The organism is Corynebacterium sp. AOP40-9SA-29 (assembly GCF_052377405.1).
In the GTDB taxonomy this organism is placed as follows: Bacteria; Actinomycetota; Actinomycetes; order Mycobacteriales; family Mycobacteriaceae; genus Corynebacterium.
Genome location: NZ_JBQSWR010000015.1, coordinates 1 through 12,018 on the forward strand (window position 1 = coordinate 1; position 12,018 = coordinate 12,018).

General features: G+C 64.8%; 10 protein-coding genes, 3 tRNA genes and 1 pseudogene. 7 read left to right on the forward strand and 7 right to left on the reverse strand.

Going from position 1 to position 12,018, the window contains the following annotated elements:
• Positions 1 to 830: 830 nt before the first annotated feature.
• Together ACT3SZ_RS15965 and ACT3SZ_RS15970 are read right to left on the reverse strand one after the other, a co-directional pair.
• Entirely contained in the window at positions 831 to 1,382 is a 552-nt protein-coding gene (locus tag ACT3SZ_RS15965; protein ID WP_444620293.1) for a PIN domain-containing protein, read from the reverse strand.
• Between the two features lie 5 nt (positions 1,383 to 1,387).
• On the reverse strand, positions 1,388 to 1,876 hold the full coding sequence (locus tag ACT3SZ_RS15970) for an excisionase family DNA-binding protein (RefSeq protein ID WP_444620295.1): 489 nt from the start codon (positions 1,874 to 1,876) through the stop codon (positions 1,388 to 1,390).
• A gap of 36 nt (positions 1,877 to 1,912) precedes the next feature.
• Between ACT3SZ_RS15970 and ACT3SZ_RS15975 the strand changes: the two are divergent.
• The 3 genes and pseudogenes from ACT3SZ_RS15975 to ACT3SZ_RS15985 all read left to right on the forward strand — a co-directional run.
• Positions 1,913 to 2,074, forward strand: a pseudogene (locus tag ACT3SZ_RS15975) (NAD(P)-binding protein); the annotation flags it as partial.
• A gap of 289 nt (positions 2,075 to 2,363) precedes the next feature.
• Positions 2,364 to 3,254, forward strand: a complete 891-nt coding sequence (locus ACT3SZ_RS15980) for a GlxA family transcriptional regulator (protein ID WP_444620297.1) — start codon at positions 2,364 to 2,366, stop codon at positions 3,252 to 3,254.
• A 122-nt stretch (positions 3,255 to 3,376) separates the two neighbouring features.
• Positions 3,377 to 4,063 (forward strand): hypothetical protein, encoded by a 687-nt coding sequence (locus ACT3SZ_RS15985; RefSeq protein WP_444620299.1) that lies wholly within the window; start codon positions 3,377 to 3,379, stop codon positions 4,061 to 4,063.
• Between the two features lie 417 nt (positions 4,064 to 4,480).
• On the opposite strand, the gene ACT3SZ_RS15990 is transcribed toward ACT3SZ_RS15985, so the two are convergent.
• Positions 4,481 to 4,553: transfer RNA gene (locus tag ACT3SZ_RS15990), tRNA-Val, on the reverse strand.
• A 50-nt stretch (positions 4,554 to 4,603) separates the two neighbouring features.
• Positions 4,604 to 5,032, reverse strand: coding sequence for a DUF3052 domain-containing protein (locus ACT3SZ_RS15995; RefSeq protein WP_301443325.1), 429 nt, complete (start codon positions 5,030 to 5,032; stop codon positions 4,604 to 4,606).
• 353 nt (positions 5,033 to 5,385) lie between these two features.
• Between ACT3SZ_RS15995 and aceE the strand changes: the two genes are divergently transcribed.
• The 3 genes from aceE (at position 5,386) to ACT3SZ_RS16010 (ending at position 9,545) form a co-directional block, all read left to right on the forward strand.
• Positions 5,386 to 8,199 carry a pyruvate dehydrogenase (acetyl-transferring), homodimeric type gene (gene aceE / locus ACT3SZ_RS16000; RefSeq protein WP_444620301.1) on the forward strand — a complete coding sequence of 938 codons (2,814 nt, stop codon included), beginning with the start codon at positions 5,386 to 5,388 and terminating at the stop codon, positions 8,197 to 8,199.
• Between the two features lie 109 nt (positions 8,200 to 8,308).
• Positions 8,309 to 8,662 (forward strand): acyl carrier protein, encoded by a 354-nt coding sequence (locus ACT3SZ_RS16005; RefSeq protein ID WP_444620303.1) that lies wholly within the window; start codon positions 8,309 to 8,311, stop codon positions 8,660 to 8,662.
• Positions 8,663 to 8,666: 4 nt separating this feature from the next.
• On the forward strand, positions 8,667 to 9,545 hold the full coding sequence (locus ACT3SZ_RS16010; protein ID WP_444620305.1) for a serine hydrolase domain-containing protein: 879 nt from the start codon (positions 8,667 to 8,669) through the stop codon (positions 9,543 to 9,545).
• Here ACT3SZ_RS16010 and ACT3SZ_RS16015 read toward each other — a convergent pair.
• The 3 genes from ACT3SZ_RS16015 to ACT3SZ_RS16025 form a co-directional block, all read right to left on the reverse strand.
• Positions 9,530 to 10,543, reverse strand: coding sequence for an SRPBCC family protein (locus ACT3SZ_RS16015; protein ID WP_444620307.1), 1,014 nt, complete (start codon positions 10,541 to 10,543; stop codon positions 9,530 to 9,532). The two genes, ACT3SZ_RS16010 and ACT3SZ_RS16015, sit on opposite strands and share 16 nt — an antisense overlap.
• A 69-nt stretch (positions 10,544 to 10,612) precedes the next feature.
• Positions 10,613 to 11,188, reverse strand: a complete 576-nt coding sequence (locus ACT3SZ_RS16020; RefSeq protein ID WP_444620309.1) for a hypothetical protein — start codon at positions 11,186 to 11,188, stop codon at positions 10,613 to 10,615.
• A gap of 220 nt (positions 11,189 to 11,408) precedes the next feature.
• Positions 11,409 to 11,480 (reverse strand) — tRNA-Asn (locus tag ACT3SZ_RS16025).
• 205 nt (positions 11,481 to 11,685) lie between these two features.
• On the opposite strand from ACT3SZ_RS16025, the gene ACT3SZ_RS16030 reads away from it, so the two are divergent.
• Positions 11,686 to 11,762, forward strand: a tRNA-Ile gene (locus ACT3SZ_RS16030).
• Positions 11,763 to 12,018: the final 256 nt, after the last annotated feature.

The window sequence follows — 12,018 nt, forward strand, 5'->3', positions numbered from 1 at the left end:
CTAGGGGGCGGACATTCGCCCGGCTGCGGCACAGGTCGGTGGTTCGGATGATGCTCTCGATCGCCAGGAAATTGTCTTCACCCCACGCCAACGGCGCAAACTCGGACTCAAGTCTCTGGACCAGATCAAGGTCCGCTCGCTTCCCGTTCTGGAGGAAGATGCCCAAAGAGAACTGACCCGCTCGATCCTGCAGAACCAGATGGTGCCGATGGTCAAGCGCAACCGGGTTCAGGCGTCACGCATCGCCAGGATGCTCATGGACTTCTCCGGAATCACTGACTGGACCGCGCTAGCACTCTTCTCCGCACAGCAGGCCGCCAAGAGGTTGATCCGGCAGAGCATCGACTCATACACGCGTGTGCTCCGACTGCTGACGCAGCTCGAGCCGGTGATTGTTCCGGTACTACGGAGGGTGGACCAAGAGCCTCTTCTCGGCCGCCTGCTTCGACTCCTATCGGGGCGAGTACCTCATTGCGGGGCTGCTGGACAAGTCCCCAGACATTTTCTCGTGGAACCGACTGTACCAACGGGACAACGCCTACATCAGCTACCGCGAAGGCCACCGCTACTGTCCGGATTTCATCGCCGTGGACTCATCCGGAATCCACTAGGTAATTGAAGGAAAACACCAGGGCGGAGACTAGGATGCCATCGTCATCGAGAAGAAGTTCGCCGCAGAGGCGCTGGTCAACAGACTAATGTCTGAGGACTGCTTCGAGAATACGAGATTCGGCTACCTTCTCGGATTCGAGGATTTCGTGGCCCGGTGCACGTCCTGGGCGCAATTGGTCGGCCAGTCGGATCCGGTAGTCACATATTCAGCGCGAACGTCACCAAAGTCTGCTGAGTTCCTCAGCGAAGTCCGGTACCCCGCACTTGCGCAGAACCGCAAAAAGCTCCTCAGCAGTCTGAGGAGGGTAGCGGTTCTGCTCCACCTGCCGCTTCAGGACTGCCAGTACCTTCTTCGCTTCCAGATCCAACTGGTTCAGGAGGAACTGGTCGGGATGAACCGCCTCGATACCCCAGGGAGCCAGACTGACATCCGGAAAATCCTTGAGGTTCCTGGTGACTATGGTATTCGCTTCTGATCGCACAGCTGCGGCGAGGACGTGCCGATCCTTCTCGTCGTTGTCCATCACAGGTATGAGTGCCTCATAGCCGGTAACCTCAGCGAACGGGAAGGCCGCCCGCATCGCCGCGAGTCGCCTGTCGGCAGCTTCTTCTGGAATGTTGAACTTCGTCCCCACCATGTTCCGCCGGACTTCCTCCATAATCATCGCTGACCAACGGACCCCAAAGCTGTCCGCTTCGGCAAGGCGAAGAATCGTGTCATTGAGACCGGCGGGAAGGATCACACACGCGTCGAGTACAACTGTGAACACCGGCCTCAGTCCTCATCCATGACCGCGTTGAGGACGTCGTAGATCCCGTCTTCCCTCCCTTGCTGCTGCATCAGGTCCAGAGCCTCGGCACGCTGTGCCTTCAGTGACTTCTGGTAGTCGAGAACACTCTGTAGGCGGATCCGCCGGTGGCTGCCTCGCATCTCGAACGGCACCGTACCCTCCTCCAGAATCTTGATGAAGGTCGGACGCGAGATGTTGAGCATGTCCGCCCCCTCCTGAGTGGTGAGCAGTCGGTGCCGCGGAACGATCGACACCCCCTGATTGAGAGCGAGCGCCTTCGCCACCGTGACAAGGACATCGGCAAGACCTTGGGGGATCTCATGCCGCACCCCGTCGGCGGTGACAATGACCGGCTGGGCCTCAACCGTTTCACCGCGCGCCTCCAGAGCCTCCACAAGGCTCAGGATCTGAGCGGAATCGGCGTCTTCCGGGAGGATGGTTTCGACAGCGGTGGACTGTACTACGGCGTTCATAACCGAAATTTTCGCAAATTTCGTCGGGGGTGTCTAGTGCGACTTGCACATTATGTCGCCACCGTCGTCGGGTCCGGCCCCAACGGTCTGGCCGCAGCGCTAGTCCTCGCCCAGGGGGAACTGGAGGTCACGGGAGTGGAGGCTGCCTCCTCCCCTCGGTGGAGGACTTCGCAGCACCATGGACAGTCACGGCATCATCCACGACCACTGCGCCACTACCTCCCCCACGCCCGGATGACACCGTTCCTCCGGGAGTTCGAGGACGCCCTACTCGGCCACAGACTGACGTTCACCACCACGCCGGTGGACGCGGTGGTGGTGTCCATTGTGCTGAAAACCGTGTCCACGGTGTTGGTGTTTCGTTGTCCTCTTTGCCGACGAAAAATTGACAAAACACAGTGCGCCCCCAACCGCCGGGCACACCGTCAACGTCCGCGTGTTCGAAGCCTTGCCAGGTTGACAACCTACATAGGGACACCCCCCGCTCGTGTCCGGCACTCCCCGCAACGCCGCCGGGGAGAAGCTCTACCGGGTGTCCGTATGTTCGGCGGATCCGGGTCCGGCCGAGTGCGCCGACGGGGTCGCGCTGGCCTGCGGTGCAGAGCTTGATGCGCTGGAGACCGCAGACACGGTCGTCGTCCCGGGGACTCTGCGTCGCAGTCTGCGTCGGGAGGGGATCCTGGACCCGGCGGCCCGTGCGGCCTTTGCACGTATTCCGGACCGCGCCCGGGTGGTGTCGTTGTGCACGGGCGCGTTCGGCCTCGCCGCAGCGGGGTTTCTAGACGGACTACGGGCGACGACGCACTGGCAGACCGCGGCACAGTTCCGTCGTCTCTACCCGCTGGTGCGGTTGGAAGAGACCGCGTTGTTCTTCGACGAGAGCCGGGTGCTGACGTCGGCGGGCCGGTCCGCCGGATTGGACCGGTGTCTCCATGTGGTGGGCGCTGACGCAGGGTGGCGGGTAGCCAATGAGGTCGCGCGTCACTGTGTGAATCCACCGCACCGCGACGGCGACCAGTCCCAGTTCATCAACTGGCCGTCTCCGTCGCAGAGCGGTGCCGGCACGACGGCGACGCAGCACTGGGCGTTGGAGAGACTGGACCGGCGTCTGACCGTGGGCCAGCTCGCTGGGCATGCGCGGATGAGTCCCCGTACGTTCGCCCGTCGCTTCGCCGAGGAGACGGGCCTCTCCCCTGCCCGGTGGCTGGCTCGGGAACGGGTTCGCCGGTGCCAGGAGTTGCTGGAGTCCACCGACCTGACGGTCGACACGATTGCGCAGAGAGTCGACTTCGGTACAGGGGCGACGTTGCGGACACGTCTGCGTGCCGAGGCGGGGACGACTCCGAGCGACTACCGCCGTCGTTTCACCAGCACATGACGGTGATGCCCCTATTTTTCGGGGCGCCCGTTGCTTTCCCTCGTAGAAGTACCCTGAAGTTAGGACTCCGCCGGCGGCACCGCATTCTCCGATCCCGCCACCCACCGGGAAGGACCGGGACCATGACCACAAGGACATCAGGACGCCGTACGTGGACGGCACTGTCGACAGCCGCGCTACTCGCGGCATCTGTCATCACAGGTGCAGCGGCAGCGGCGGCGGCGGCGGCGCCGACGAGTACCCCCACAGGCGTGGGCACGATAAGCACGACACCGCACACGATCCTGGGGACGGACATCCCGACAGGTGCAGCAATCGACTGGAGGATCACCCTCCCAGGCCCTGCCATCTCGGAGGGGGACTACCAGGGCGAAATCCGAGCAAACTTGTCCCCGACGATGCAGTTCTGCACGTCCACCGATTCCACGATGCTGCCACTGTCCGCCAGCTTCGTCGACGACAGCACCGGCGACGAACTCGGCACCTTCTATGCGGTGTACTCACCCCCTCAGGTAAACCAGATGTGGACTACTTTCACCGTCCCGGCCGAGGCAAGCACATCAACGGTGACGTTCACTCTCACCCTGACCTTGTGCACAGCCAGCGGCACAGCCGACCCCGCCGGTACGACGTACCAGTTGACGACCAACAGTAAGGCAGACGGTCCCGACAACTACCACATCGGAGGCTGGACATCGGCCAGGGTTACCGCCACCGGCGACGAGGACAACGGTCCGGATGTACCCCCGACCGGCCCTCCTTCAGGTTCCCTCGGCTCACTCTCCTCGCTCACGCAGGGCTCACTCTGAGCCACTTCTCGACCCACGGATTCCTTCGGCCGGCGAGCTGTCGACGACCGACTCCTGGGCCCCCGCCCTTTCAATGACCGCCTCTACTTTTAGTGTCACTCACGCAGTTTCCCAGGAGAACCCGAGTGAGTGATGCGGCGCCGCCAGACGCTACACCGCACGCCCGGGAAGGAACCGAGACCCTGTCCAGCCACCAGAGCATTCTCCACCGAGCGACTGCAGGTACCGGCGCGATCGCCCTCGCCCCCGCACCAGGTGCGGCAGAAGTTCGCTTCGCTGGCGATCCGGTCGGGGACGAACCCGAAGACGCCGCAGCAGGCGATGACTTCCGCAGAATGTAGTCAAAATGTAGTCACCCAGGCCCTGCCCATGCGAAAACCAGGCACCGACGTCATCGTCAGGCCTGGTCAATAGTCGTGCGCACTGACGGGCTCGAACCGCCGACCTGCTGGGTGTAAACCAGCTGCTCTCCCAACTGAGCTAAATGCGCGTATTCCCACGCGGCCACTCCTGGACCGATCGTCGGGAACTTCTAGAACTCTAGCGCTTCGTGCCGCCAGGGACCAGACAGGCCCCCTGCCAGGCGCCGAGGCGCGTCGAGATCGTCTGCACGAGGCCGGCAACCTGAGCCGACTCAGCGATCTCGCCCGGCTCCACCGTCCCCGGTGTGCCAGCGGCCGGGGTCAGCAGCCAGATACGGCCCGACTCCCCCAGGTTCCGCGTCGCATCGACGAGTCCGTCGACGAGGTCGCCGTCATCGTGGCGCCACCACAGCAGGACGACGTCGACCATCTCGTCGGTCTCCTCGTCGAGAAGAGCCTCTCCGATGATCTCCTCGAGTCCCTCACTGATGGAGCTGTCGGCGTCTTCGTCCCAACCGAGCTCCTGCACGATCTGGCCGTTGGACACGTCCAACAACTCTGCCCAGTCCTGTCCTTCGTGCACTGCTGCGCCGGAGGCGTCTCCCACTTGCGGTTCCCTGACCTTTCCTCAAATATTTCTGGTGCCATTACTTCTTGCACCCCCAAGGAGGGTGCTTCGTGACGATCCCCCGAGTGGCGTATTTCACCATTCGGGCACTGCCCTGAGCCCGCGCCGGCCGCGCTTGGCGCGACACCCGCAGATCAAGGCACTGATCTCCCCTGCATAGTAGGGGAAGTATCTGGTCATGGCTAGGCGGTGGGCCAACTTACCCGGCATCGCACTGGAAATACCTACCCCGGTCTTCCGTAGTATCGAACAATGACAGACCGTCGACAGGCCCCCGCAGCCGCAGTCCAGGACTGCGGGCCAAGTCCTTTCCCGTACCCAGGAGGAGCGTCATGACATCTGCGTCCAGCAGGTCACCCAAGTCCGACAAGTCGGACAGCAATTTCAGCACCATCCGTGATGGTGTCGCGTCCTATCTCCGGGACTCCGACCCCGACGAGACCCAGGAGTGGATGGACTCCCTCGACGGCCTCCTCGGCGACGCGGGCCCGGACCGCGCCCGTTACCTGATGCTGCGCCTGCTGGAGCGCGCCTCCGCCAAGCGCGTCCCCATGCCCCCGCTGCTATCCACGGACTACGTGAACACCATCCCCACCACCATGGAACCGGAGTTCCCCGGTGACGAGGACATGGAGAAGCGCTACCGCCGCTGGATCCGCTGGAACGCCGCGGTGATGGTCCACCGCGCCCAGCGTCCCGAGATCGGCGTGGGCGGGCACATCTCGTCCTACGCCTCCGCCGCAGCCCTCTACGAGGTCGGCTTCAACCACTTCTTCCGCGGCAAGGACCACGCCGGCGGCGGCGACCACGTGTTCTTCCAGGGCCACGCCTCCCCCGGCATCTACGCCCGCGCCTTCCTCGAGGGCCGCCTCTCCGAGGAGGAGATGGACGCCTTCCGCCAGGAGAAGAGCAAGCCCGGCATCGGCATGCCCAGCTACCCCCACCCCCACGGCATGCCCGACTTCTGGGAGCACCCCACCGTGTCGATGGGCCTGGGCCCGATGAACGCCATCTACCAGGCGCGCTTCGACCGATACCTCAACGACCGTGGCATCAAGGACACCTCCCAGCAGCACACCTGGGCGTTCCTCGGCGACGGCGAGATGGACGAGCCGGAGTCCCGCGGCCTCATCCAGCAGGCCGCCCTCTACAACCTCGACAACCTGACCTTCGTGGTGAACTGCAACCTGCAGCGCCTCGACGGCCCGGTCCGCGGCAACACCAAGATCATCCAGGAGCTCGAGAGCTTCTTCCGCGGTGCCGGCTGGAACGTCATCAAGGTCGTCTGGGCCCGCGAGTGGGATGACCTGCTCGCCAAGGACAAGGACGGTGACCTGGTCAACGTCATGAACACCACGCCGGACGGCGACTACCAGACCTTCAAGGCCAAGGACGGCGGCTACGTCCGCAAGTACTTCTTCGAGCAGAACCCGGAGACCGCCAAGCTCGTCGAGGACATGACCGACGAGGAGATCTTCGCCCTGCGCCGCGGCGGCCACGACTACCGCAAGATCTACGCCGCCTACAAGCGTGCCCTGGAGACCAAGGACCAGCCGACGGTCATCCTGGCCCACACCATCAAGGGCTACGGTCTCGGCCACAACTTCGAGGGCCGCAACGCCACCCACCAGATGAAGAAGCTGGCGCTGGAGGACCTCAAGCAGTTCCGCACCAAGCAGGAGATCCCGATCTCCGATGAGGAGCTGGAGAAGGACCCGTACCTCCCCCCGTACTTCAACCCCGGTCCGGATTCCCCGGAGGTCCGGTACATGCTCGAGCGTCGCGAAGAGCTCGGCGGTGCCGTGCCGGAGCGCCGCAACTCCTACACGCCGCTGAAGGTCCCCGAGGTCAAGGACGGCGTCCGCAGCGTCCTGAAGGGCTCCGGCAAGCAGGAGGTCGCCACGACCATGGCGCTCGTCCGCGCGCTCAAGGACCTGATGCGCGATCCGGAGATCAAGAAGCGCCTCGTGCCGATCATCCCGGACGAGGCCCGCACCTTCGGTATGGACTCCTGGTTCCCGACGCTGAAGATCTACAACAACCACGGCCAGAACTACACGCCGGTGGATGCTGACCTGATGCTGTCCTACAAGGAGGCCACCTCCGGCCAGATCCTGCACGAGGGCATCAACGAGGCCGGCTCCATCGCCTCGTTCACCGCCGCCGCCACGTCCTACGCGACCCACGGCGAGCCGATGATCCCGCTGTACATCTTCTACGCGATGTTCGGCTTCCAGCGCACCGGCGACGGCATCTGGGCCGCCGCCGACCAGATGGCGCGCGGCTTCCTCATCGGCGCCACCGCAGGACGCACCACGCTGACCGGCGAGGGCCTGCAGCACATGGACGGCCACTCCCTGCTGCTCGCGGCGACCAACCCGGCCGTCGTGGCCTGGGACCCCGCCTTCGGCTTCGAGATCGGCTACATCCTGCGCGACGGCATCCAGCGCATGTACGGCGAGGGTGCCGGCAAGGACGGCCAGGGCGAGAACGTGATCTACTACCTCACCGCCTACAACGAGCCGATCCACCAGCCGGCCGTGCCGGAGAACCTGGACGTCGATGGCCTGCTCAAGGGCATCTACCTCTACTCCCCGGCCGACCGTCTGATCGGCACCGGCGAGCAGTCCGCCGGCGACATCGGCGCCGCACCGGAGACCGACCTGGTCGCCAACATCCTGGCGTCCGGCGTGGGTGTGACCGAGGCGATCCGCGCCAAGGAGATGCTGCGCGAGAAGTTCGACGTCAACGTGTCGCTGTACTCGGTGACGTCCTGGACCGAGCTGGCCCGTGAGGGTGCCGCGCTGTCGCGCGAGGCCCTGCGCCACCCGTCGGCGGAGACCACGAAGCCGTTCGTCACCGAGGTTCTGGACAAGGCCACCGGCCCGTTCATCGGTGTCTCCGACTTCGCCGCGGACCTGCCCGAGCAGATCCGCGCCTACGTCCCCGGCGACTACACCACCCTGGGTTGCGACGGGTTCGGCTTCTCCGACACCCGCGCCGCGGCACGCCGCTTCTTCAACTCGGATGCCGAGTCGATCGTGGTCGCCGTGCTCTCCTCGCTGGCACGCGAGGGCAAGGTCTCCTGGGACGACGTCAACGACGCCGCCGAGGAACTGAACCTGACCGACCCCACTAAGGCCTAATCTGGCCTGATCTGGCCTAAGCAGGCGCAAGCGGGTTCCATCCACCTGATTGGTAAAGTGGTCCCCGACAGTGACGGGACCGCACGACCCTTTAGAAAGGTGGATGTCCGTGGAGATTTCACCGGATGCCCGAGACAAGCTCGCCGAGAAGCTCGGCGGGGAACCTGCTGACGATGCCGCGAAGGGGTCACGCCCCGCGCGCAACGCCCGCAGTGCCTCGGTCGACCCGGTGACCAGGATCTCCATGATCATCGAGGACGCCACCGGCGTCGATGTCGAGGAGATCAGCGCCGACAGCGACCTGGTCGACGACCTCCACATCGACTCGGTCTCGCGCATCGACATCGCCATCCGCATCGAGGATGCCTTCGGCGTGCGCGTCGAGGAGGAGGACCTCGACTCCGCGCGCACCGTGCGCGACATCGTCCGGTTCGTGGAGTCCCGCTCCACCACGGACGAGTAGGCCCATGGCAGCGCAGGACGCCGCGAGCGCCGATATCCTCGCCGCGGTGGACGCCTGGCCGGTCGACAACGTCGCCGCCGGCGTCCTCGCCCCGGGCGGCACGGCCACCCACGGGGATGCCGACCGGTTGTTCCCGCTGGCCAGCGTGAGCAAACTGATCACCGCCTACAGCGTCCTGATCGCCGTCGAAGAGGGCGCCTTCGCCCTCGACGACACCGTCGCCGACGTCATCGCCGAATACGGCACGACGATCGACGGTCCGTCCGACGCCACCGTGCGTGAACTTCTCAGCCACGCCTCCGGCGTAGGTATGAGCTCGCGGGGGCGCGAGAAGCCCGCACGGTCGCGTCGGATCTATTCTTCAGCCGGCTACGAGATCCTCGCCGATCTCGTGTCTGCCACCGGCATCGACTTCGTGGACTACACGCGCGCCGCGATCTGCGATCCGCTGGGTATCCCGGAGGCTGACCTGGACCTCTCCGGGTCCGCCGGACACGGTTTCAGCGCCACCGTGTCGGCGATGACACGCATCGCCGCCGAATTCCTCTCCCCCACCCTGATCTCCGGACAGACCTGGGACGAGGCGCTCACCGCACAGTTCGACGACCTGGACGGCATCGTGCCGGGCTATGGTCGCCAGACACCGTGCCCCTGGGGGCTGGGCGTGGAGATCCACGGCACCAAGTCACCGCACTGGGTGGGGTCCTCGATGCCGCAGGACGTGGCCGGGCACTTCGGTCAGTCCGGCACCTTCCTGTGGTTCCACCGCGCAAGCGGACGCGCCGCCGTGGTGCTGACCGACCGCGCCTTCGGCCCGTGGGCGAAGGAACGCTGGGCCGGCTTCAACGACGACCTGTGGGACGCGCTTCAGACCTCCAGCTGATCCAGGCGGGCGTAGCTCGTCTCCATGCCGTCGACCATGCCGGTGCCGAGGATCATGTCCCGGGCCGCCACGCCCGGGTAAGTGATCAGCAGCGTGAGCAACGTGCCCTCCGCCACCGGGACCAGAGACAGTTCATTGCGGGGCACCGGACCGTCCGGCACGGGCGTGCCTTCCCCGTCGGTCATCATCTCGGTGGTGACCGCGCGGTAAGGTTCTTCGGCCTCCAGGACCTCGCCGGTGAAGCCGAACGCCGGGGCGGGCTCGGCATCCGGTGTAGCGTCCGGCGCGGCGTCCTGCTGCCATCCGAAGCGGTAGGTGTCCCCGACGGTGCTGGAGACTTCACACACGGGCATCGACCAGCCGTCCGGGCCCAACTGCCACCGGCGCAGGACGTCGGCATCGTGGTGCGCCCGCCAGGCGTGCTGCACGTCGCCGGCCAGCACCCGGGTGATGCGCACGACGGTATCGGAGATGACCGTCAGCTGCGTCCCGGTCCCGGGCGCGGCGGAGTCTGGGTCGGCGAGGACGCCGTCCAGCAGCCCCATCGCTGCCTCCAGCCCTTCCGCCATGCCCATGCCGACGAGTTTGTCCATGTCCTCGGAGCTGGCGAAGGAGGTCACCATGGTCACCGTCGCGCCCTCGTCCGTGGCGTCGAACCGGAAGGACATCGTCATTTCCGGGGCGTCGGTGTTGGGGTTGCCGGACTCGTCGGCGAAACCGTCCGTCACCACGAAGGAGTGTGGCGCGTGGACCTCGGTGAAGGACCAGTACCCGTGGGAGGTGTCCCCCTCCGGACCGGTCATGTAGTAGTGCGTGCGGCCGCCGACGGCCATGTCATTGCGCACCACGGTGGCGGGGTAGGTCGGTGGTCCCCAGAATCGTTCGAGCTGTGAGGGGTCCGCGTAGGCGTTCCAGAGGCGGGACGGGGAGACGGGGTAGTCGCCGATGATCTCGATGCTCGAGGTCTCCGGACTCATACTGACGGTTCTGACAGGCATGACGACGCTCCTTAGGCGGGAGGTCCAGTATATGCACAGCGCACAGGCCTGGAACAGGGCCGAATGGACTCACGCGCTGAGTGGATCCAACTCACGTTCAGCGGGGCTGCGCCGGAGAAGGCCTGCGAGCACCCACAAGACCAAGAGCACATGAAGGATGATCATCACTACCAGCGCGACGATCTTCTCCGGAGGGGTCTCGATACTCGCCGGTCCGATCAGCCCCGGCGCCGTAATCCACAATCCGAAGCTGGAGACCAGAACAACACCGACGGCGCCGACGGCAGCAAGTGGGCGTGGTGAACGTTGGAGGCCGGCGCACAGCCCGGTCACGCATCCCACGGCCACACCCGTGACGGTCCAGAACACAAGAGGTTCGACTGGGAAGTCCTCCCGCGTGCCTAGTGCCAGCTGTACCGGGTAGTAGGCCGCGCCTGCGATTCCGGTGGAGGCTGCGCCGAGCACCGCAGCAGCAAGTGGTCGGGATTGCCGGTCGACCAGGCGAACAACGAGATAGCCCCACCAGCTCCAGAGCCAAGTGAGTCCGAAGATCTGACTGAGTACCGCCGCCCCGGGAAGTACGTCTGTGTACGTCACAACAGTGACCACGGCCAGGGCGATGCCCGCGCCCAGAGCGAGGAACAAGGATCGAATGAAGGAAGAAACGGTGAGCCTCCGGAGACAAGAGCGGTACCCCGCCGGAGCGAGGTCCTAGTTCAACGTGACAACGACGAGACTACTGGGGCAGACCAGTAGGAGTTGCTGGTTCCGTCAACCTGGATCCCCACCGGTTGGGCTGAGCCGAGCAACTAAACGAAGAACCCCAGGTGGCACGACCATCGGTCGAACTACCTGGGGTTAGATGCTCCTCCAGCTGGACTCGAACCAGCAACCCTTCGATTAACAGTCGAATGCTCTGCCATTGAGCTATGGAGGATTATGTCGGCGGGGCTTGCTCTGCCCTGCAACGGAATGGAACTTTACAGAGCGCGGCGCGAAGGATCAAATCAGTGCATTCACCTGCAGTTACAGTGCCGATCGCAATGCTCCCGCGGCACATCCCCACCCGGTCGCCAGAACCCGCTGGCGACCGAGGGGGACGTGCTCGGAGCAACTACTGCTGTGTGCTTAAATGTCTCGACGGGGCTATAGCTCAGTTGGTTAGAGCCGCGGACTCATAATCCGCTGGTCGCGGGTTCAAGCCCCGCTGGCCCCACCAAAGGAAACAGCAATTCAGACGGCACGCGCTCACCCCAGAGCGCGTGCCGTCTCCTCGTCTCGGCCTGCATCGAGCCCACACGAGGTCAACCTCTCGACAATCTGAAGGCCGACGTGAACGCGCCACATCCGTCATCATGATTCGAACACTGCGGAACCCCAGAGAAACCTGTGTCCGACTCTCAGGCTAAGTTGTCCCCTGACAGTTTCTTTTGCCACCAGTAGTACCCGGTGGCCACCTGCAGAGGAGAGCCCAA